General features: G+C 67.4%; 19 protein-coding genes. 5 read left to right on the top strand and 14 right to left on the bottom strand.

The features are described 5' to 3' along the window. Nucleotides 1-76: 76 nt before the first annotated feature. Genes G6N28_RS19655 through G6N28_RS19645 form a run of 3 tightly spaced genes read right to left on the bottom strand, consistent with a single transcriptional unit; the run spans nucleotide 77 to nucleotide 3983 of the window. Nucleotides 77-1252: an OB-fold domain-containing protein gene (locus G6N28_RS19655; RefSeq protein ID WP_163903178.1), complete on the bottom strand. Its 1176-nt coding sequence runs from the start codon at nucleotides 1250-1252 to the stop codon at nucleotides 77-79. A gap of 26 nt (nucleotides 1253-1278) precedes the next feature. Continuing rightward, nucleotides 1279-2487 (bottom strand): CaiB/BaiF CoA transferase family protein, encoded by a 1209-nt coding sequence (locus G6N28_RS19650; protein WP_163903176.1) that lies wholly within the window; start codon nucleotides 2485-2487, stop codon nucleotides 1279-1281. Continuing rightward, nucleotides 2484-3983: an aldehyde dehydrogenase family protein gene (locus G6N28_RS19645; RefSeq protein ID WP_163903174.1), complete on the bottom strand. Its 1500-nt coding sequence runs from the start codon at nucleotides 3981-3983 to the stop codon at nucleotides 2484-2486. Before G6N28_RS19645 ends, G6N28_RS19650 begins: the two co-directional genes overlap by 4 nt. A gap of 264 nt (nucleotides 3984-4247) precedes the next feature. On the opposite strand from G6N28_RS19645, the gene G6N28_RS19640 reads away from it, so the two are divergent. From G6N28_RS19640 to G6N28_RS19620, 5 genes are all read left to right on the top strand, one after another. After that, the gene (locus G6N28_RS19640; protein WP_163903172.1) at nucleotides 4248-4946 is read left to right on the top strand and encodes an SDR family NAD(P)-dependent oxidoreductase; all 699 of its coding nucleotides are present in this window, start codon (nucleotides 4248-4250) and stop codon (nucleotides 4944-4946) included. A gap of 27 nt (nucleotides 4947-4973) precedes the next feature. Continuing rightward, nucleotides 4974-5834: a mycofactocin-coupled SDR family oxidoreductase gene (locus tag G6N28_RS19635; RefSeq protein ID WP_163903170.1), complete on the top strand. Its 861-nt coding sequence runs from the start codon at nucleotides 4974-4976 to the stop codon at nucleotides 5832-5834. Between the two features lie 17 nt (nucleotides 5835-5851). Next, on the top strand, nucleotides 5852-6046 hold the full coding sequence (locus G6N28_RS19630) for a ferredoxin (protein ID WP_163903168.1): 195 nt from the start codon (nucleotides 5852-5854) through the stop codon (nucleotides 6044-6046). 25 nt (nucleotides 6047-6071) lie between these two features. Further along, nucleotides 6072-7436 carry a cytochrome P450 gene (locus G6N28_RS19625; RefSeq protein WP_163903165.1) on the top strand — a complete coding sequence of 455 codons (1365 nt, stop codon included), beginning with the start codon at nucleotides 6072-6074 and terminating at the stop codon, nucleotides 7434-7436. Between the two features lie 73 nt (nucleotides 7437-7509). Further along, the gene (locus G6N28_RS19620) at nucleotides 7510-7947 is read left to right on the top strand and encodes a hypothetical protein (protein WP_163903163.1); all 438 of its coding nucleotides are present in this window, start codon (nucleotides 7510-7512) and stop codon (nucleotides 7945-7947) included. 48 nt (nucleotides 7948-7995) lie between these two features. Here the strand turns inward: G6N28_RS19620 and G6N28_RS19615 are convergent, their stop codons facing one another. From G6N28_RS19615 to G6N28_RS19565, 11 genes are all read right to left on the bottom strand, one after another. Continuing rightward, nucleotides 7996-9363 (bottom strand): amidase family protein, encoded by a 1368-nt coding sequence (locus tag G6N28_RS19615; RefSeq protein ID WP_163903161.1) that lies wholly within the window; start codon nucleotides 9361-9363, stop codon nucleotides 7996-7998. Beyond that, nucleotides 9360-10574 carry a DUF1214 domain-containing protein gene (locus tag G6N28_RS19610; RefSeq protein ID WP_163903159.1) on the bottom strand — a complete coding sequence of 405 codons (1215 nt, stop codon included), beginning with the start codon at nucleotides 10572-10574 and terminating at the stop codon, nucleotides 9360-9362. The genes G6N28_RS19615 and G6N28_RS19610 overlap by 4 nt, the downstream gene beginning before the upstream one ends. An 8-nt stretch (nucleotides 10575-10582) precedes the next feature. Further along, nucleotides 10583-11347: a sugar phosphate isomerase/epimerase family protein gene (locus G6N28_RS19605; protein WP_163903157.1), complete on the bottom strand. Its 765-nt coding sequence runs from the start codon at nucleotides 11345-11347 to the stop codon at nucleotides 10583-10585. A gap of 2 nt (nucleotides 11348-11349) precedes the next feature. Then, nucleotides 11350-12519, bottom strand: coding sequence for a sulfotransferase family protein (locus tag G6N28_RS19600; RefSeq protein WP_163903155.1), 1170 nt, complete (start codon nucleotides 12517-12519; stop codon nucleotides 11350-11352). Further along, nucleotides 12516-13643: an LLM class flavin-dependent oxidoreductase gene (locus G6N28_RS19595; protein ID WP_163903153.1), complete on the bottom strand. Its 1128-nt coding sequence runs from the start codon at nucleotides 13641-13643 to the stop codon at nucleotides 12516-12518. The genes G6N28_RS19600 and G6N28_RS19595 overlap by 4 nt, the downstream gene beginning before the upstream one ends. An 82-nt stretch (nucleotides 13644-13725) precedes the next feature. After that, a complete protein-coding gene (locus G6N28_RS19590; RefSeq protein ID WP_163903151.1) occupies nucleotides 13726-14502 on the bottom strand; it encodes an SDR family NAD(P)-dependent oxidoreductase in 777 nt (258 codons plus the stop codon). A 15-nt stretch (nucleotides 14503-14517) separates the two neighbouring features. Next, nucleotides 14518-15816 (bottom strand): acyl-CoA dehydrogenase family protein, encoded by a 1299-nt coding sequence (locus tag G6N28_RS19585; RefSeq protein ID WP_163903149.1) that lies wholly within the window; start codon nucleotides 15814-15816, stop codon nucleotides 14518-14520. Between the two features lie 22 nt (nucleotides 15817-15838). Continuing rightward, on the bottom strand, nucleotides 15839-16618 hold the full coding sequence (locus G6N28_RS19580; RefSeq protein ID WP_163903147.1) for an enoyl-CoA hydratase/isomerase family protein: 780 nt from the start codon (nucleotides 16616-16618) through the stop codon (nucleotides 15839-15841). A 1-nt stretch (nucleotide 16619) separates the two neighbouring features. Beyond that, a complete protein-coding gene (locus G6N28_RS19575; RefSeq protein ID WP_163903145.1) occupies nucleotides 16620-17846 on the bottom strand; it encodes an acetyl-CoA C-acetyltransferase in 1227 nt (408 codons plus the stop codon). Nucleotide 17847: 1 nt separating this feature from the next. Beyond that, nucleotides 17848-19023: an acyl-CoA dehydrogenase family protein gene (locus G6N28_RS19570; protein ID WP_163903143.1), complete on the bottom strand. Its 1176-nt coding sequence runs from the start codon at nucleotides 19021-19023 to the stop codon at nucleotides 17848-17850. Then, nucleotides 19007-20005: an acyl-CoA dehydrogenase family protein gene (locus G6N28_RS19565; RefSeq protein ID WP_163903141.1), complete on the bottom strand. Its 999-nt coding sequence runs from the start codon at nucleotides 20003-20005 to the stop codon at nucleotides 19007-19009. The genes G6N28_RS19570 and G6N28_RS19565 overlap by 17 nt, the downstream gene beginning before the upstream one ends. Between the last annotated feature and the right edge of the window lie 97 nt (nucleotides 20006-20102).

The following is a 20102-nucleotide window of genomic DNA, read 5'->3' as shown; positions in this document are numbered from 1 at the left end:
GGTCCTCATGCCTCGGCTCCCGCTCGTTCCGGTCCTCGCTTCGCTGCGATCCTCGCTCGCGCTCGCCTTCGGTCCCTCATGCCGCCGCCTGCTCCGGCTCGAACATGTAGCCGTAGTCGGGCACCCCGGAGCGCACCGCCACGCGACGCAACGCCAACCGGCCACGCGTGCCGATGTCCACCGTGCCCGGCACTGCCCCGGTCACCTTGACCAGCGCACGGACCCCGACGCCGTCGAGCTCGACGATCACCAGCGAGTAGGGCGTGCGAAGCCCGGGCACCGGCATCTGCACCGTGGTCTCGGTGTACACCGTGCCCGTCCTGGGCAGGGGCACCAGCTCGTAGCCGGTGGACAGGGCGCCGTCGTCTGCCAGCCGGTACCGCGGCGGAAAGTCCAGCGTGTCGCTGTCCGCGAACTTCCCGGCTTCCCAACGGGTTTTGGCCTCAAAGGCCCGCTCGTAGGCGGCCAGGGAGATCGGCAGGTCCGCGTCGGTGACGTACTGGCCGTCAGGCATCGGCCGCGCCGTTGGCTCGCGGCGGTGCAGTTCGGCCATCCCGTCGGAGACACTGATACCCGACAGCGTGGCTTGTTCGACCGCCACCAACGGGCCCGTCACGCCTCGTTCGGCCATCCCGGCGAGCGCGAACAGGCTCGAGCTCGCGCCGGTGGTCGGCAGCGGCGGGGGATCACCGACGCTCAGCTCCACCGCGCGGTCATGATCCACGCCGGCCACAGCGGCGGGGGTGTCCAACCAGGCCGCATCCAACGAAGCCATGAGTCCGCGCTCGTGCAGTAACCGGGGGTCGCCATAGTCGTGCACATCGCCGGTCCCCTTGCGCGTGCGCACCGGAAGGCTGCGCGCGATGCGGGCCGCGGTGCGAACCTTCAGACCACGCTCGGAGGTCAGGACCGCGGCCGCGCCGGCCGGCTCCAGGTCGCTGCCGATGATCAGGGTGCGCGGGCGCGCCGAGCTGAGCGCATCGACGGTCGCGGGCGCCCCACCGAGCCGTTCGTCGACCTCCAACTCCGGATCCAGGCCCAGCCCGGCGAGCAGCACCGCGGCGCTACTGCTCTCCAGCATCGGCATGTTGCGGCTGACCAGCACCACCCGTTCTACTGCCCCGCTCGCCAGCAACGCCGCTCGGCCTGCCTCCACCGCCAACGTGATGGCATCCTCGTCGTCGCCGGGCACCCGTCGTGTGGGTGTTCCCCAGCACGGCAGATAGGTGCCGATCGACGCGACGTGGGGCATGGGCGGATCCAGAACCTCTCAGCTACCTAGGTGACAGCGCCGGCTGTCTTGAGTTCGATGATGCGGTCCCAATCCAAACCGAGTTCCAGCAAGATTTCGTCAGTTTGCTCTGCAAAACCCGGCGCGGGTCCGGTTTCTGGAGCCTTGACATCAAATTGCACTGGGTTCGCGACCAGTTCGAGCTCACCGGCCTGCACCAGGTATTCGTTCGCGCGGATCTGGGCATCCTCGGCGGCCTGCAGGGTGTCCTGCACCGGGGCCCACGGTCCGAGCAGCGTCGCGAACCGCTCGCTCCACTCGGCGAGCGGACGCTTGGCCATCGTCTCCTTGAGGATCTCCGCGGCGACCTCGGTGTTCTCGGCGATCGACTCGGCGGTGGCGAACCGCGGGTCGTCGATGAGCTCCTCGAGGTCCATGTGCCGGCACACATCGGCCCAGAACTTGGTGGGCTGCATCATCACAAAGGAGATGTAGCGGTCATCCGCGGTCGGGTACAGCCCGACGAGCGGGTTGATCGGCGAACCGTGCACGCCGGGCGGAAACGCCTCCATGCGTTCGCCGAGGTGCTTGGTCAGCGCGACGGTATGCCCCAGCGACCACAGGCCGCTGCCCAGCAGGGACACGTCGACCACCGATGCCTCGCCGGTGCGTTCCCGCTTGAGCAGCGCCGCGGCGATCCCACCGGCGAGGTTGGTACCGGAGATGGTGTCGCCGTAGGCCGGTCCGGGCGGGCCGACCATGCCGGGTGTGCCCGGCGGGGTGATCGTGGCGGCGGTGCCCGCCCGGCACCAGAACGCAGTCATGTCGTAGCCGCCCTTGACCGACTCCTCTCCGCGTGGGCCCAGCGCGCTGCCTCGCGCGTAGATGATCTTCGGATTCACCGCGCGGATGTCGTCCACGTCGATGCCGAACTTCTGCCGGTGGGCGGGCAGGAAGCTGGTGAGGAACACGTCCGCGCGCCGTGCGAGGTCGAGGAGGATCTCCTTGCCCTCCGGCACCGACATGTCCAGCCCGATGCTGCGCTTGCCCCGGTTGGCGTGTTCGATGTTGGGGTTGGGGTCGCCTTCGACCCGCAGCAACCCGGTCTGGCGCAGCCCGCGCTGGGGATCTCCGGTCACGGCGTGTTCGACCTTGATGACGTCGGCGCCCCACTCGCGCAGCACGGCGCCCGCCGACGGCACGAAGCCGTACATCGCGACCTCGAGGACGCGGATTCCGTCCAGTGGCTTACTCATTCGTCCACCACCGTCGCGAACGTCTTGGACTCCAAGAACTCCTCCAACCCCGCGGTGCCCATCTCGCGTCCGATCCCCGATTGCTTGTAGCCGCCGAACGGGCTGTCGGGGCTGAAGTAGTTGCCGCCGTTGATGGAGAACGTGCCGGTGCGGATGCGACGGGCCACGGCCAGCGCCCGGTCTTGGCTGCCGAACACCGCACCGGACAACCCGTAGATGGAGTTGTTGGCGATGCGCACCGCGTCGTCGTCGTCCTCGTAGGCGATGACGGCCAGCACCGGGCCGAACACCTCGTCCTGGGCGATCTCGCTGTCCGGGTCGACGTCGGTCAACAGCGTCGGGGTGTAGAAGAAGCCGGGGTCGACCTTCTCCCCGCCGGTGACCAGCGTGGCGCCGGCCTCGACGGCGCGTTTGACCATGCCGTCGACCTTGTCTCGCTGCTTCTCGCTGATCAGCGGACCCATGTAGGTGGCGGGGTCGGCCGGATCTCCGTAGCGCACCAGCGCGAAGTTGTTCTTGACGAGTTCCACGATCTCGTCGTGGTGCTTGCGAGGTACCAGCAGCCGCGACGTCAGCGCACAGCCCTGCCCGGCGTGGGTGACCATGCTGAACGCGGTGAACAACGCCGCGGTGTTGAAGTCGCCGTCGTCGAGCACGATCGCGGCGGACTTGCCGCCCAGTTCCAGGAAGACGCGCTTGAGGGTGTCGCTGGCGGCCGCCATGATCCGCCTGCCGGTCGGCGTGGAACCCGTGAAGGTGACCATGTCGACGTCGGCGCTGGTGGTCAGTGCGGCACCCACCTCGGGATCGGCCCCGCTGAGCACGTTGACGACGCCGGCGGGGATGTCGGTGTGGTTGGCGATCAGCTCACCGAGCGCCAGGGTGATCAGCGGGGTGTCGGGTGCCGCCTTGAGGATCACCGTGCACCCGGCGGCCAGCGCGGGTCCCAGCTTGGCCAGCGCCAGCTGGTTGGGATAGTTGTAGGCGATGATCGCCGCCACCACCCCGGCGGCTTCCTTTTCCACCCAGCGGTGATGTTGCATGCCGCGGCTCTCGATGTTGCCGAGGTCTTCGGTCATCGGGTAGCTCTTCAGCAGATCGGCGTAGTACCGCACGATCGCGATCGGCTGGTCGAGTTGCGCTCCGGTGCACAGGGCGGGCGTCGCACCGACCTCGGCGATGGTGAGGGCGGCGAGTTCGTCGCGATGGTCGACGAGCGCTTGATGGAACTGTTCGAGGCAGCGAATGCGTAATTCGGTGTCGGTGGCCCAGGTGGTTTCGTCGAACGCCCGACGGGCCGCCGCGACTGCCGCTTGGGCGTCGGCGACGGTGGCGTCGGGCGCGTGACCGAGCACCGCGCCGGTGGCGGGATTGAGAGAGGGAAACGTCCGCGAGGTCTCGAGCAGCCGCCCGTCTATCAACATGCGTCGGTCGACTTTCGCGGCGGCGGGGTCGGCCGCCGGGTCGGCTCCTGGGACCGTGGTCGCTTCCTGCATCGTCCTCCTCAACACACGTCCCATCTGGCGCAATGTGATGGAAACTTCATTCTCATCCCCGGCGAATCATACATTCGCGACAAGAGAACTCAAGGAAATGACCGGAATCCCCGCTGCCTGCGATAAACGGTGCGACAATCGGCTCCCAAACGTCTCACCAGTGCGAATGAAATAGGGGTGCTGTCTTGCGGGATCGCAGATCCCGAGAGTACGGTTCTCATAATCGGAAGGACGATTCTTGATGGTTGATCCTCGGGCGGTGGCATGAAGAACGCCGTCGTGACCGGTGGTGGCTCGGGCATCGGGCTGGCTGTCGCGCAACGGTTGCGCGCCGACGGCTTACACGTCGCCACGATCGACATCACCCCATCCGACGCCGAGTTCGCGTTCACCGCCGACGTGACCAGTCGCGCGCAGATCGACGACGCGCTGGCGGCGGTGCGGGCCCAACTGGGACCGGTCACGGTGTTGGTCAACGCGGCCGGGCTCGAGCGCTTCAAACGCTTCACCGACATCTCGTTCGAAGACTGGCAGCGGGTGATCGACGTCAACCTCAACGGCGTCTTCCACTGTGTGCAGGCCGTGCTGCCCGACATGATCGAGGCGGGATGGGGCCGCATCGTCAACATCTCCTCCTCCAGCACCCACTCGGGGCAGCCCTTCATGTCGCCGTATGTGGCGGCCAAGTCGGCGGTCAACGGGCTGACCAAGTCCCTGGCGCTGGAGTACGGGCCCGCCGGCATCACCGTCAACGCGGTGCCGCCCGGATTCATCGACACCCCGATGCTGCGCAAGTCCGAAGAGCGCGGCTATCTCAAGGTCCAGGAGAGCATCGAGACCACGCCGGTGCGCCGCATCGGCAGGCCCGAGGACATCGCGGCCGCTTGCGCATTCCTCGTCTCCGAGGAGGCGGGCTACATCACCGGGCAGATCTTGGGCGTCAACGGCGGCCGAAACACCTAACTGCCGAAAACGAAAGGACACAAAGTAGTGGGACGCGTACAAGGAAAGGTCGCATTCGTCACCGGCGCGGCGCGCGGGCAGGGCCGCAGCCACGCGGTGCGGCTCGCCGAAGAGGGCGCCGACGTCATCGCCGTCGACCTGTGCCAGGACATCCCGACCATCGGCTACCCGATGGCGACCCCGGAGGACCTCGAGGAGACCGGCAAGCTGGTCGAGAAGACGGGCCGCGGAGTGGTGACCGCCCAGGCCGACGTGCGCGAAGCCGCCCAGCTGCGTGAGGCGCTCGAACGCGGCATCGCCGAATTCGGCAAGGTCGACATCGTCGTCGCACAGGCCGGCGTGGCGGGCATGAAAGGCCAACCGCCGCTTCAGGCTTGGGTCGATGTCATCAACACCAACCTGGTCGGCACCATCAACGCGATCAACGTCGCGCTGCCGCACCTGACCGAGGGCGCGGCGATCGTGGCGACCGGATCCACCGCCGCGCTGATGGACACCCATCAGAAGAACGATCCCGGCGGCGACCCCGGCGGCATGGCCTACGTGCACTCCAAGCGCGCGCTGTCCGCGTACGTGCACGATCTGGCGACCGAGTTGGCGCCGCGCGGTATCCGCGCCAACGTCGTGCATCCGACCAACTGCAACACCGACATGCTGCGCAGCGAACCGATGTACCGGTCGTTTCGGCCGGACCTGGAGAAGCCGACGCTCGAGGACGCCGAGCCGGTGTTCTATGTGCAGCAGGCCATGAAGGTGCCGTGGATCGAGCCGGTCGACATCAGCAACGCGGTGTTGTGGCTGGCCTCCGACGAGGCCCGTTACGTCACCGGCATGCAGATACGGGTGGACGCCGGCGGCTACCTCAAGTGGTACGACTACCACAACTAGGCGGGAGGTCAACGCAAGTGAAGGTTTTCGTCGACCAACAACGGTGCCAGGGCCACACGCTGTGCGCGATGATCGCCCCAGATTCCTTCCAGCTCAGCGACATCGACGGCACATCATCACCGGTGAACGAAGTGGTTCCGCCGGATCAAGAGGACGCGGTGCGCGAAGCCGCGCAGTCCTGTCCTGAACAGGCCATCACGATCGAAGAGTGACCGAGCAGAACACAGGAGACCAGACGTGACCGTCGACGACTTGAGCGCCGCCGACAGCGACCGCAAGAAGAATCGGTACCACTTCGACCGCCACACGCCGGAGTATCGGCTGCAGTTCGAAAAGATCACCGAGGAGATGCAGTCCCGGTGCCCGATCGCGTGGACCGACACCTACGGTGGGCACTGGGTCGCCGCGGGCAGTCGATACGTGTTCGAACTGGCCCGCTGTCCGGTGGTGTCCAACCACCACGACATCAGCGGCGAGACGCCCTTCCAGGGCATCACGATCCCGAAAGCCAGCCGTGCCACCGTCGTTCGTGGCGGCATCCTGGAGATGGACGAGCCCGAGCACAGCATGTACCGCGGGGCGCTGAACCCCTACCTGTCGCCGGCGGCGATCAAGCGCTGGGAGCCCTTCGTCGATGAGATCACCCGCGCCGCGCTCGACGAGCACATCGAGAGCGGCCGGATCGACTTCGTCGAGCATCTGGCCAACGTGGTGCCCGCGGTGTTAACGCTCGCGATGATGGGCATCGACCTCAAGAAGTGGAACGTCTACAGCGAGCCCACCCACGCCTCGGTGTACACGCCCGAACACGCCCCGGAGCGCGAGAAGGTCAACGAGCAGCACCGCGAAATGGGTATCGACATCATCAACAACATGATGGAGATCCGGGAGAACCCGCGGCCCGGCCTGGTCAACGCGCTGCTGCAACTGCGCATCGACGGCGAGCCCGCCCCCGACATGGAGATCCTGGGCAATCTCGGGCTGATCATCGGCGGTGGCTTCGACACCACCACCGCGCTGACCGCGCATGCCCTGGAGTGGCTCGGTGAGCATCCCGACGAGCGCGAGCGTCTCAGCCGGGAGCGCGACACGCTGTTGCACCCCGCGACCGAGGAGTTCCTGCGTTTCTTCACCCCCGCACCCGGTGACGGCCGCACCTTCGCCGAGGATGTCGAGGTCGAGGGTCAGCAGTTCAAGAAGTACGAGCGGCTGTGGCTGTCATGGGCGATGGCCAACCGCGACCCGGCGGTGTTCGACAAGCCCAACGAGATCGTGCTGGACCGAAAAGGCAACCGGCACTTCAGCTTCGGCATCGGTGTGCACCGCTGTGCCGGGTCCAACGTCGCGCGCACCGTGTTCAAGTCGATGCTGACGGCGGTGCTCGACCGGATGCCCGACTACGTGTGTGATCCGGAAGGCACCGTGCACTACGACACCATCGGCGTCATCCAGGGCATGCGCAATCTGCCCGCCACGTTCACGCCCAGCAAGCCGCTCGGGCCCGGGCTCGACGAGACGCTCGAGAAGCTGCAACGCATCTGCGACGAACAGGAGCTCGCCCGGCCGATCACCGAACGCAAGGAAGCCGCCGTCATCAACTGAAACGACTGCCTGAGAGCATCGTCAGGTGGTTTGATATGCAGCCAGCGATCACGGATGAAACGGAGGCCCGTCGGTGAAATCCTTGAAGGCGCTGACCGCAGCCGTCATGCTCGCCGCGGCTGCGACGCTGGTCGCTCCGCCGGCCTCGGCCATGATGGTGTGGGGCAACTACGACCTTCTGACCAACAGGTACAACCGCGCGTCGTGGGTGTGGTTCATCACGCCGTGTAATCCGCACAAGGAACCGGACTGTGCCGATGTCAGCGCGATATCGCGGTTGAAGTTCTACTACGAGTACGACGGCATCGCGCATCTGAAGGACGGGCGGTACACGATGACCGTCGACGTGCCCGACGGGCTGCAGTGCCCCGGCCACGTCATGCCCACCCACGAGACCTACATCTGGGATGAGGTCTCGCTGGCGGGCACCATCGAATCGGTGTACGACGTCGGCTGCTTCGGCGGTCCCCCGGGGACCCAGTTCTGGACCTTCGCCCTGCGCCGCCTGTAGTGATTTGTGTGCGCTTTGTTGCGCTGAGCGCGCCTACACGCACACAAATCACGTTGTGTAGCCGGGCGGTGGGGTGAAGCCGCCGAGCAGACGCTCGAGGTGTCGCGCGACCGCCAGCGTGGTGCGGTCCTCGAGGAAGGGCCCGACGACCTGCATGCCGACGGGCAGGCCCTCGGCGGTGCGGCCAACGGGAACGGCCGTCGCGGGCAGATAGGCGACGGTGGCGAGGCCGACCCAGCCGAAAAGATCGAAATAGGACCGGCTTTCGTTCCCGAACGGGATGAGCCGCTCGATGAACGGCTCGTGGTGATCGTGCGTGACGGCGGGCACGACGGTGATCGGCATCAGCAGCGCGTCCACGTCACGGAAGTAATCGGCCATCTTGGCCCGCAGCAGCTCGCGTCGCTCGTGGGCCGACATCCACTGGCGGTGCGACAGCGTCGACGTCGAGTCGATCAGCGGATACAACAACACCTGATGCAGCCCGACCAGCTCGGCCAGCGTCACCGGAGGTTTCGCGTCGACCAGCCGCGCGCCCGCGTCGGACAACGCCGCGACGGCGGCGTCGAGGGCCGCGCCGACGTCGGCCTCCACCGGGTAGTCCGCGTCGTCGAGCCACGTCGCCAACCGCAGCTCCCCCAGCGACGACGCCCGCGCGGGCGGCAGTTCCAGTCGCCAGCCGACCGCCGACAGCTCCGTCGGCCCGGCGAGGATGTCGAGCATGAACTCGAGATCGGCGACATCGCGTGCCATCGGGCCCATCACGCCCAGATCGCTTTCGGCCAGTGCGCCCGGCGGCGGGGGCAGATGACCCCGTTGCGGCACGAGGCCCCAACTGGGTTTGTGACCGCACACCCCGCACCAATTGGCAGGCACCCGAATGGATCCGGCGATGTCGCTGCCGAGCTCAAGCGCGGTCATGCCCGTGGCCAGTGCGGCGGCCGCACCGCCCGAGGAGCCGCCCGGGGTGCGGCTGACGTCCCGGGGGTTGTTGGTGGTGCCGAAGATCGGGTTGAACGTCTGCCAGTCGGCCGCGCGGGTCGGCGTGTTGGTCTTACCGAAGAGCACCGCACCCGCCGCGCGCAGCCGCCGGACCGCCTCAGCGTCGCGTTCGGGCACGTGATCCCACTCGGGATGCCCGCTGGTGGTGCGCATGCCTGCCGTCTGGAAGGTGTCCTTGATCGTCATCGGCACACCGTGCAGCGGGCCGACCGGCGCGCCGCCTGCCAGCTCGGCGTCGGCGGCATCGGCCGCGCCGCGGGCACCGTCGGGATCCAGCGTCACGACCGCGTTGAGCGACGCGTTGAACCGCTCGATGCGGGCCAGGTAGTGCTCGAGCAGCTCGCGGCTGGACAGCTCGCGCCGACGGATGGCCTCGGCGAGACGACGGCCGGGCCACAGAGCAATATCCGTCATGGCCCCCACCCGTAACGCCGGCGAATTCCGTTGAACCGCTCCCACATCTGCGCGACGCGCTCGGCCTTGCTGACGGTTCTGCTGTCCGGTGGCAGCGCGTCGGGCAGGTCCGTGAGCGTGACCAGGCGCGTGCGCAGTTCGGCCGGTGTGCCCTCGAGCATGTGCCGGTAGGTGAGGTTTCCCCGCTCGAAGCCCTGCGTGTCGATCCAGTTGTGATAGCCGGGATCCTCATGGGCCAGCACCATGCGGACCTTGCCGTCGCCGTCGATCGCGGTCCGGCTCGGCGTGTAGCTCACCGGCCGGTACAGGTAGTCCATGCTGGTGAAGAACACGCCCATGTTCGTCAGCATCCACAAGCCCTCATGGTCGTCGAACTCGATGACGAGCGCCTCGTCGCGCCGAAGCACCCAGTGCATGTTCGTCGCCGCACGACCGCGCTTGGCGTCGGCGCCCGTGTGGTGCACGCCGGGGAAGCGGTTGGGATGTTCGGCGTCCACCCCGCCGAAGCGAAACGGGTACTCCGGCCAGTCGTCCATCAGCCCCGTCATGAAATCGCCTGCCCAAGCCAACGCGTCGATCATGGCGGCCGCGGTGGGCGGCGGTTTGGGCGATTCCATGTCGACCCGCTCGATCCGCATCCGCGCCGGACGTTCCTGCCAGGAGTCAAAGCCCTGGCGGATGAACAGCTTTCGCGACCCCGAGGTGGTGGGCAACCAGTTCCGGCCGCGTTGTGGTCCACCGATGTGGATCTCGAACGTGCCGTCCGGGTCGGTGCGCAGCTGATCGCCGGACAGGTTGGCTTCCGGTACGTCCCCGAAGGGTTCGTGCAGCACTCCTTCGCCGTCCGGCCTGGGGCCCTGCACCGTGATGTTGAAAAACCGTGCCGTGCCACGCTCGCCGACGATGCGGTATGCCGACTCGCCGTCGATCCAGGCCTGCTGGTACACGAAGTCCGCGCAGTCGCCGCCGAGCTTGCGGGTGGGGTTGCAGAAGGTGTGGATGGCCGGGTAGCGGCTGTCCTTGGTTTCCAGCGCCAGGTCGAACGCCTGGCCGAGGTTCTGGGTGAGGAATCGGAAACCGTCGGCGCGGTGCAGATCCGAGGCGGGGTTGTGGTCCTTGAAGACCCGTTCGCCCGCCGACTTGAGCCGGTCGCAGAACTGCGCCCACGCCGTTTTCAGCGCCGCATCATCCGGGCCGTCTTCGAACGCCATCGGCTCCCCTATGCGCCAAGTCTTTCCAGCATGTCCGATACGGTCTCACAGGCGCGACGCGCAGCCGCGAAGCGGCCCTCGGCCTCGATGCGGGGGCCGAGCAGTTCCAGGTCGAAGCCGTGCTGGTAGCCGGCCGCGAGGGCAAGCGCGACGAACCGCTCGATCGGGATGGCTCCGTCACCGGGCACGGCGCGCGCGGGCAGCGCGCGGTCACCGAGCACGTAGTCGCTCAGCTGGATCTGCCGGATGATCGGCGCCGCCCGCTGCACCAGCTCGGCAAGACCCGCCTCGGCCCAGCAGTGGAACAGGTCGATGCAGATCCCCAGCCCCGCCATCTCGGCCAGCGCGACGGTGTCGCGAAGGGTGTGTGCGATGTGCATGTCCGCATACATCGCCGAGGCGTTTTCGATCGCCAACCCCACCCCCGCGCGTTCGGCCTGGCCGATACACGGTGCGACCGCCGCGCAGAACCGGTCGGCGGCCTGTTCCCAGCTGAGGTCGCCGCGGCCTCCGGTCAGCATGTAGACGACGCGGGCGTTGACCGCGGCGGCGTCGTCGATGACCCGGGCGAGCTCCGCGGTCGAGCTGAACAGGTGGTAGACCGAGTCCACCGAATATCCGTGCTGTGCGACGAGCTGCGCTAGCTGCGGTTCGGCGAGCTGGCCGTCGATGAGGCTCAGCCGTCGCAAGCCCAGCGACTGCCAGTGACTCTGCAGTTCGCCCAACGGCGCGCCGAGAAAGGTCACGCTGTGCACTGAGATCCGTTGGTGCACAGTCAGTTCCGCTTCTCGATCTCGACGCCGAAGCGTTTCCGAAATGGACGGAACTCCTCGTGCAGCGCGTCGAGGTCCTCACCGATGTCGGTCAGCACCGACGTCGAATAGCGGAACTTGCCGTGCCGGTCGCCGGGATTGTTCGCCAGATAGGCGCGCATCGCCGCCTCTGCGTCCGCGCTCAGCGGCCGGTCGCAGAACTCGTAGAATCGGCGCACGGTCGCCACCTGATCGGCGATGAAATCGGTGTAGCGCACATGCAGGATTCGCGGATCGCCCACCAGCGGGTTGGTCATCGTGTTCGCGATGCTCTCGCGGGTCAGGCCCAGATGCATCTTCGCCGCTGCCTTGAGGTCCACCGGCCCGACGATCCCCTCGGTGATGTCGGCCATCATCATCGTGCGTGACGCCGCCACCTGCACAGGGTCGCGGTGCAGCCACATCATCCTCGCGTCGGGATAGGCCGCGAAGAGCTCCTTGAGACGGAACCCGTGAAAGCCTTTGAGCACCCACTGTTTCCGGGGACGTCGATATTGGCACTGCTGCAACATGGCCTTGTGGATGCGGTACTGCGCTGCGGGATCGGTTGGCAGGCCGCCGACGACGGTCGGCATCGGCACCCGCCACCACGCCGTGGGCGTCAGCACCCGGAAGTCGAAGGCCCACGTGCGTTCGTCCTCGGGCAGACCGTCGCCGAGCATGTCGTTGTACGGGTGGCTGTGCAGCCACTTCGGCAGTTTGGCGTTGATCTCTCGCCAGTCGTCGTCCGCGCGGGCACGCCGGGGGTCGTCGTCTGCGCCCAGCCCCGGCGGCGGCGACGGATACATCACCTCCCAGAAGCGAAGCGCGCGTGCGTCGGGGTCCACCGACATCAGCGCGTGCATCAACGTGGTGCCCGAGCGCGGTTCACCGGTGACGAACATGGGCCGCTCGACCACCTCGTCGGCCACCGGATGGCGGCGGCGGTCCTCGAAGAACTGCAGCCGCGACGTCAGCAGCCAGTGACACACCTCGCCGGCCCGGCGCACCCCGTCGGCGTCCATGCCGATGCCGTTGAGGTGCTCGACAACCAGGGCGAACCGCTGCGGCAGGCTGGGGTCGCCGTAGTCGGCCAGCCCCGTTTCGACCTGCGCTCGCTCCAGCATGGTGGTCGCGTCCAACCGTGCGCTCACCGCACATCTCCACATAGACGCAGAAGTTCGTCCTCGGCCTCCCGCACGTTCTGCGCCGACGCGGCCGCGTGCTGCAGTCCCGCCATCCCGCCGTAGTCGAGGATCTTCGGCACGCGCAGGCCCGCGTCGACGTAGTCCTTGACGACGCGCGCCACCTGCTTCGGGGTGCCGTGCGGAATCACCGACAGGATCATCTCCGGTTGTACGCCTCCGAGGAAGTCAAGGATGCGTTCGCGGGTGAGCGTCGCGGGGTCGATGTCCTGATACCCGCGCCAGTCCTCCCCCATCGGGTGCTCGTGGCCGAAGCTGCGCAGCATCGGCGCGGACACCTGCAGCAGGAACGCCTTCACCAGCGGTGCCGCCAGGATCTCCTCCAGCGTGGCGTCGTCGCGCGCGATCAGGCACACCTGGATGTAGCACGGCGTGATCGCCATCGGGTCGCGTCCGGCCCGATCAGCGGAAGCCCTTACCGCCGCGAGCTTTTCGGCATAGTCCTCGGGCGTCCACGCACCGGTGGGCCACCAGCCGTCGGCGTAGCGCCCGACGATGTCCAGCGCGCGCCGCCCGCTCGCGCCGATCCAGATCGGCGGAACGCGCCCCTCATACGGTTCGGTGTCCAGCCGGGCGTGCCGCAGTCGATAGAACTGCCCGTCGAAGTCGACGGGACCGTCGCTGTCCCACAGCAGCCGGATGACGTGCAGCGCCTCCTCCAAACGGCTGACCGGCTTGGTGAAGTCGAAGCCGTAGGGCACCGTGTTCTCGGTCTCCCCGCTGCCGAGGCCGAGGACGAAGCGGCCCTTGGCCAGATGGTCGATGGTCAGCGCGCTCTGGGCGAGCAACGACGGGTGCCGTCGCACGGTGTCGACGACGCTGGTCACCAGCGGGACGTTGCTGGTCAGCACCGCGGCGGCGGCCGCGACCGCCATCGCATCGAGGTGTCGGTGCGGCGTCTTTGAAACCGTTGCCAGATCGGTGAACTCCGGCGTCCAGATCGAGTCGGGCCAGAAGCTGACCATGTGGTCGGGCAGCCAGATCGAGTGGTAGCGGCCGCTGTCCAGTTCGGGCAGCTGCGACAGATCGAGCGGCAACGTTGTGCGCAGGTACGCGGCCGGCTGGACCTTCACTCGAACGCCCCTTCGCGTGCCGAACGTGGGTTACCGTCACGCGAAGCCGACAGGAGGCGTGACACAATCCCACACTCGCGCGTCATGGTCGGCCCGTCTCGGCGAGAAACGACTGAGTGTGGGCGATGCGACCGGTCAAGGTCTTCGGATCGCCGGTGCACAACCGGAACGCCGTCTCGGTGATCAGCGCGATGTCCTCGGTGTCGGTCTTGGCCAGGTCCAGCGTGCCCGCGCCCGGGGTTGCCACCGGGTTCGACGGCGCCGCGGCGTTGACGGCGATGCCGTCGTCGTACAGTTCGGCGGCAAGGCTTTTCGTCAGGCGGTTCAGCGCGGCCTTCACCGTCCCGTACACCCCGAACCCGGCGCTGCGGTCGAATTCGGAGAACGGTGGTCCGTCGGGCAGGTCACCGCCGACCGAGGTCACGTTCAGCACCCAGCCGCGGCCGCGCTCCCGCATCGCGGGGATGGCCAGTTGGGTCAGATGCAGCGGCGCCATCACGTGCATTTCCATCATCAGCCGCACCCGCCGCTCGGGAAACTCGTCGAGCGGACGCAGGAACGTGACCGCGGCGTTGTTGACCACGATGTCGGGCGCACCGACCTGACGCACCACCTCGGCGAACATCTGGACGCGTTGCTCGACGTCGGACAGATCGGCGGGGACCGCGACCGCCGCTCCCCCGGCCTGCTCGATCTCCTCGAGTGTCTGGCGGAGGGAGCCTTGGTATTTGGGATCGGGGTCCATCGTTCGCGCGGTAAGCGCAACCGTCGCGCCTTCGCTCGCCAGCCGCTGGGCGATCGCCTTGCCCAACCCGCGGCTGCTTCCGGTCACCAGCGCGACCTTCCCGTGACAGGACAATGTGGGACCTCCCCTTCAGCTTCGCGGAATCCCCGCGAGCTTGTCGGCGAACTTGGCTTCGGCGGCTTCCCGCAGCCGCAGCAGGTGCTCGGACGGAAACGCGTCAGGCGCAGGCTTGACGTCTTTGAGAAGTAGCCGCGCCAACGTCACCTTGTGCACCTCGGTCGGGCCGTCGGCCAGACCCAGCACGAACGACTCCGTCAGGTACTGCACGAACGGCATTTCGTGAGACGTGCCCAGCGAGCCATGCAGCTGCAGGGCACGCGCCGACACGTCATGCAGCACCTTTTGCATCATCGCCTTGACCGCAGAGATATCGGCACGCACGGCTTTGTAGTCGTTGTACTTGTCGATCTTCCACGCGGTCTGCAGGGTCAGCAGCCGGAACGCCTCGATCTGCATCCAGGAGTCGGCGATCATCTCCTGCACCATCTGCTTGTCGGCCAGCATCGAGCCCTGGGTGTAGCGCGACACCGCCCGCTCGGTGAGCATGTCGAAGATCCGACGCACCAGCCCCACGGTGCGCATGGCGTGATGAATGCGCCCGCCGCCGAGTCGGGTCTGTGCCACCACGAACGCCCCGCCACGCGGCCCCAGCATGTGATCGTCTGGGACGCGGACGTTCTCGTAGCGGACATATCCTTCCCGCCCGCCGCCACCCAGCGGTTGATAGCCCAGCCCGACATCGCGCAACACGTTGATACCCGGGGTGTCGCCGGGCACCACGAACATCGAATACCGCTGGTACGGCGGGGCATCGGGGTCCGTCATCGCCATCACGATGATGAACGAGGCCATCGATGCGAACGACGAATACCACTTCTCACCGTTGATCACCCAGTGATCGCCGTCGTGGGTAGCGGTGGTGGTGAACACCTTCGGGTCGGCGCCGCCGTGCGGTTCGGTCATCGAGAAGCACGACACTATCCGGTTGTCCAACAACGGTTCGAGGTACCGCCGCTTGAGTTCGGGGGTCCCGTAGTGGGCGAGGATCTCGCTGTTGCCGGAATCCGGTGCCTGCGAACCGAACACGATCGGCGCACACTCGGATCGGCCGAGGATCTCGTTGAGCAGGGCAAGCTTGACCTGACCGTAGCCAGGACCACCCAGGTGCGCTCCCAGATGGGTGGCCCACAACCCTCGTTCCTTGACGATCTGCTGCAGCGGGGGAATCAGCGCCTGGCGCACCGGATCGTTGAGATCGTGTGACTCCTTGACAATCAGGTCGATAGGTTCGCATTCGCTGCGGACGAACTCCTCCACCCACGCCAGCCGCTCGGCCCACTTGGGGTCGGTCGAGAAATCCCAGGCCATCGGCCGTCCTTTCCGTCCGCGCTCAGGCGCCGGACCACTTCTGGCGTCGTTGCGCGGCTTCGTCGGTGGCGTGGCTGAGCACCTGGTTGCGGTTCTCCAACTCCATCGCGGCAGCGGGCCCGGTCGCGTCGGTGTTGGTCTGCAGCGCGCGCTTGGTCAGCTGGACACCGAGCGGTGACAGACCGGCGATCGTCGACGCGATCTCGAATGCGCGCTGCGTCAGCCGGTCCGGCGAGACGATCTCGCTCACCAGACCACGGCGGTCGGCCTCCTCGGCGCTCACTGTTCGCCCGGTCAGCATCCAATCCGCCGCCACGCTGGTTCCGACGATCCGGGGCAGGTGGTAGCTCATGCCCATCTCCGCACCCGACAGTCCCAGCAGGATCGCCGCGTTACCGAACGTCGCTGCCGTGGAGCAGATCCGGATGTCGGCGGCCAAACACAGCGACAGCCCAGCGCCGACGCACGGTCCGTTCACCGCGGCGATGACCGGTTGCGGCAGGGTACGGATCGCCTGCGGCAGCGCGGCCATCGCTTCCTGAAAACGCATCCGCTCGATCGCCGGGGCCGAGGCGTCCAGCATTCCTGGTCCGAAGTTGCGCACATCGATCCCGGAACAGAACCCGCGCCCGGCACCGGTCAGCACGACCACGTTGACCGACGTGTCGGCGGCGAGCTCGGCGAGGGTGAGCGACAGTTCGTCGCGCATGACCTCGTTGATCGCGTTGAGCTGCTTGGGCCGGTTCAGTTGCAGGACAACAATGCCCGGATGGTCACGGTCGACGACCAACGTCTCGGTCATGTCAGACCCGCTCGATGATCGTGGCCGTGCCCATACCGCCGCCGGTGCACATCGTGACCAGTCCGGTGCTCAGGTTGCGGCGCTCGAGCTCGTCGAGCACGGTTCCGATGAGCATGGCTCCCGTCGCCCCGATCGGATGGCCGAGGGCGATCGCCCCACCGTTGACGTTGACCCGGTCGGGATCCAGTCCGAGATCGCGAATGGTCTTCAGCGGCACCGCGGCAAACGCCTCGTTGATCTCCCACAGGTCGATGTCGGTGGCCCGCATACCGGCTTTGTCCAGACACCGCTGCGCCGCGGGACCCGGCGCGGTGAGCATGATGACCGGCTCGCTGCCGATCGCCGCGGTGCAGCGAATCCTGGCGCGTGCGGCAACGCCGTTGGCGTCCAGCCACCGTCGGGACGCGACCGCGGCCACCGCCGCGCCGTCCACCACACCAGAGGAGTTGCCCGCATGGTGGACGTGGTCGATGGCGGTCAACTCCGGATACCGGCCGAGGCAGATCTCGTCGAAGCTGGCGGATTCGCCCTCCACCCGCGCAGCGCCCATTCGGGCGAACGCCGCTGGCAGCTTGGCCAGTTTGTCCAGCGTGGTGCCCGGGCGAGGATGTTCGTCGCGGTCCAGCGCGACCTGGCCGGCGGCGTCGGTCACCGCGACGATCGAGCGATCGAAGCGACCGTTCGCGATCGCGTCGGCTGCACGCCGTTGGCTTTCGACGGCGTACGCGTCGACGTCCTCGCGGCTGAACTTCTCCAGCGAGGCGATCAGGTCGGCCGAGATGCCCTGCGGCACCGTGGGATGGCGTTCGCGAAACGCCGGGTTGTCGCCGTCGATCGTCGGCACCCCGACGCTCACGTCCCACCGCGACATGGACTCGACACCGCCCGCCACCACCAGATCCTGCACGCCGCTTGCCACCCCGGTCGCCGCGACAGTGATCGCCTGCTGACCCGACCCGCAGAACCGGTTGAGCGTCATCCCGGGCACGGTGTCGGGCCAGCCGGCGAGCAGCACCGAAAGCCGGGCGATGTCGTCGCCGTGCTCGCCGGCGAGGATTCCGTTGCCCGCGATCACGTCGTCGACGTCGGCCGGATCAAGACCCGTTCTGGCGCAAAGAGCCTGTAAGCATTGCGCGAACAACTCCTGCGGATGGATCCCGTGTAGCGCACCGTCCGGGCGGCCACGACCCCTGGGCGTGCGAACCGCGTCGACGATCCAGGCGTCCATGTCAGCGCCGCGGCAGGCCGAGCACCTGGGTGGCGATGATGTTGCGCTGGATCTCGGAGGTGCCGCCCGCGATCGTTCCGGAGAAGCTGCGCGCATAACGCTCGAACCAACTGGCGAAGTAGTGGTCGAGGTTCATGTGCTCGTACTTTCCCGTCGTCGACGGATGGATCAACCCGTCCGCGCCCGACGCGGTGAACGCGGTGTCCATCGCCCGCATCTCGGCCTCCGATCCGAACAGCTTGAGCACCGACACCGAGGCGGTGTCCATCTCACCGCGGGCCGCACGGGCCAGCGCCGCCGATCCCATCGCCCGCAGCGCCTGGTAGTCCATGATCGTGGTGGCGTACTGGTCGCGCTGCAGCGCATCCCGCGGCCGAAAGTCGGCGATCATGTTGTCGATGCGATCGGCGAAACCGAGCCACATCATGGTGCGTTCGTGGCCGAGGGAACCGTTGGCGACGCCCCAGCCGCCGTTGAGCGGGCCGACGAGGTTCTCGGCCGGAACCCGCGCGTCGGTGAAGAACACCTCGTTGAAGTCCTTGTTCTCCTCGCCGCACAGGTCGGCGAACGGGCGGCACACCACCCCGGGGGTGTCGGTCGGGATGATCAGCACGCTGATTCCCTTGTGCTTGGGGGCATCCGGGTCGGTGCGCACGAACGTCAACAGGAAGTCGGCGTCGTGCGCGCCCGACGTCCACACCTTCTGACCGTTGACGACGAAGTGGTCCCCGTCCAAGACCGCGCGGGTGCGCAGCGACGCCAGATCGGAGCCGGCGCTGGGCTCGCTCATTCCCAGCGAGGCGGTGATCTCGGCCTTGAGCACCGGCACTGCCCAGCGGTGCTTCTGCTCGTCGGAGCCGAACGAAAGTAGGGATGCCGCAACGATGTTCACGCCCTGCGGGTTGAAGCTGTGATAGATGCGGCGTCGGCACAACTCGTCGAGGTGGACGAACTGCTGCAGCACCGTGGCGTTGCGCCCGCCGAACTCCGGCGGCTGCGCGGGAAGCAGCCAGCCGTTGTCGAACAGCAGCCGCTGCCAGTCTCGGGCCCACTGCGGCATGTGCGACACCGAGCGCGGGCGCTCCAGGGTCTGCGCCTCCGAGGGCAGATGCTCGTCGAGGAACGCCGCGAACTCGGCGCGGAACTCCTCGACGTCGGAATCAAAAGTCAGCTGCATGAAACTCCTCGGCGATGATCGCGCGATGTTCGGCGGCCCCGCCCAGCAGGTGCTCGCCGGCCTTGGCTCGCTTCAGCGCGAACTGCAGGTCGTTCTCCCAGGTGAAGCCCATGGCGCCGAACAGCTGCAGGCCGTGCCGGAACACCACCGACTGGGCTTCGCCCGCCGACGCCTTGGCCATCGCCGCGGCCAGTCGCCTGCGCGGGTCGTCTTCGGCGATGGTCAGCGCCGCGAAGTACGACAGCGCCCGCGCGCGTTCGGTGGCGACGTGCATGTCGACGGCCTTGTGCTGCACGGCCTGGAACGAGCCGATGGCGACGCCGAACTGCTGGCGTTGTTTGACGTGCTCCAGCGCCAAGTCGAGGATGCGCTGGCAGGCCCCGACCATGGTGATCGCCAACCCGGTCAGCGCCACGTGGCGGGCCTTCTCCGCGTCGACGTGCAGCCGCGCGGTGTCGGGCACCCGGACGTCGGCGAAGGAGACCTCGGCGATGTGCAGCACCGGGTCGAACACCGCGGTGCGCCGGGTGCTCACCTGGTTGGCGTCGATCAGGAACACGCCGGCGTCGGTGACCACGGCGAGGCGCTCGGCACGGTCGCCGTCGAGCACGTGGTGCGCGGTTCCGTTGAGCACCCAGCCGTCGGCGTCGCGGTGAGCGGCCACCCCGCTGTACACCGCGGTGCCCGACTGTTGTGGGTCGAACCGGTCACCGGCCAGCGGGGCGAACTGGGACAGCGTCGCCAAGAACGGGGTGGGGTCGGTGGCCCGACCCAGTTCTTCGAGCACGATCGCCAGCTCGACGGCGTTCTCGGCGTCGCTGAGTTCGGTCCAGCCGGCGTCGACATAGCTTTTCCACAGCGGGGCCGGGTCGACCCCGTTCTCGACCACCCCCCGGATCAGAGACGCCGGGCACTGTTTGGTCACCGCGTCGCGCACGGTTTCCTGCCAGAGCCGCTGGTCGGCGTCGAACTCCAATAACACCAAGGCCTCCCGGGGTTCGTCGGACCGACCGAGAATAACATTCTCGTTAGGTGCTGAAACCGTTCTCGGCTGAGGACTACGACGTTTCGTTCATCGG

It is taken from the genome of Mycolicibacterium pulveris, assembly GCF_010725725.1.
Classification (GTDB): domain Bacteria; phylum Actinomycetota; class Actinomycetes; order Mycobacteriales; family Mycobacteriaceae; genus Mycobacterium; species Mycobacterium pulveris.
The sequence above is the reverse complement of the archived record's forward strand: the minus strand, read 5'-3'. Positions and strand labels throughout refer to the sequence as shown.

Coding starts and splice junctions, on each gene's coding strand:
- G6N28_RS19655 (WP_163903178.1), bottom strand. CDS start 1,252: ATGCCCCACGTCGCGTCGATCGGCACCTATCTGCCGTGCTGGGGAACA.
- G6N28_RS19650 (WP_163903176.1), bottom strand. CDS start 2,487: ATGAGTAAGCCACTGGACGGAATCCGCGTCCTCGAGGTCGCGATGTAC.
- G6N28_RS19645 (WP_163903174.1), bottom strand. CDS start 3,983: ATGCAGGAAGCGACCACGGTCCCAGGAGCCGACCCGGCGGCCGACCCC.
- G6N28_RS19640 (WP_163903172.1), top strand. CDS start 4,248: ATGAAGAACGCCGTCGTGACCGGTGGTGGCTCGGGCATCGGGCTGGCT.
- G6N28_RS19615 (WP_163903161.1), bottom strand. CDS start 9,363: ATGACGGATATTGCTCTGTGGCCCGGCCGTCGTCTCGCCGAGGCCATC.
- G6N28_RS19610 (WP_163903159.1), bottom strand. CDS start 10,574: ATGGCGTTCGAAGACGGCCCGGATGATGCGGCGCTGAAAACGGCGTGG.
- G6N28_RS19585 (WP_163903149.1), bottom strand. CDS start 15,816: ATGGCCTGGGATTTCTCGACCGACCCCAAGTGGGCCGAGCGGCTGGCG.
- G6N28_RS19580 (WP_163903147.1), bottom strand. CDS start 16,618: ATGACCGAGACGTTGGTCGTCGACCGTGACCATCCGGGCATTGTTGTC.
- G6N28_RS19575 (WP_163903145.1), bottom strand. CDS start 17,846: ATGGACGCCTGGATCGTCGACGCGGTTCGCACGCCCAGGGGTCGTGGC.
- G6N28_RS19570 (WP_163903143.1), bottom strand. CDS start 19,023: ATGCAGCTGACTTTTGATTCCGACGTCGAGGAGTTCCGCGCCGAGTTC.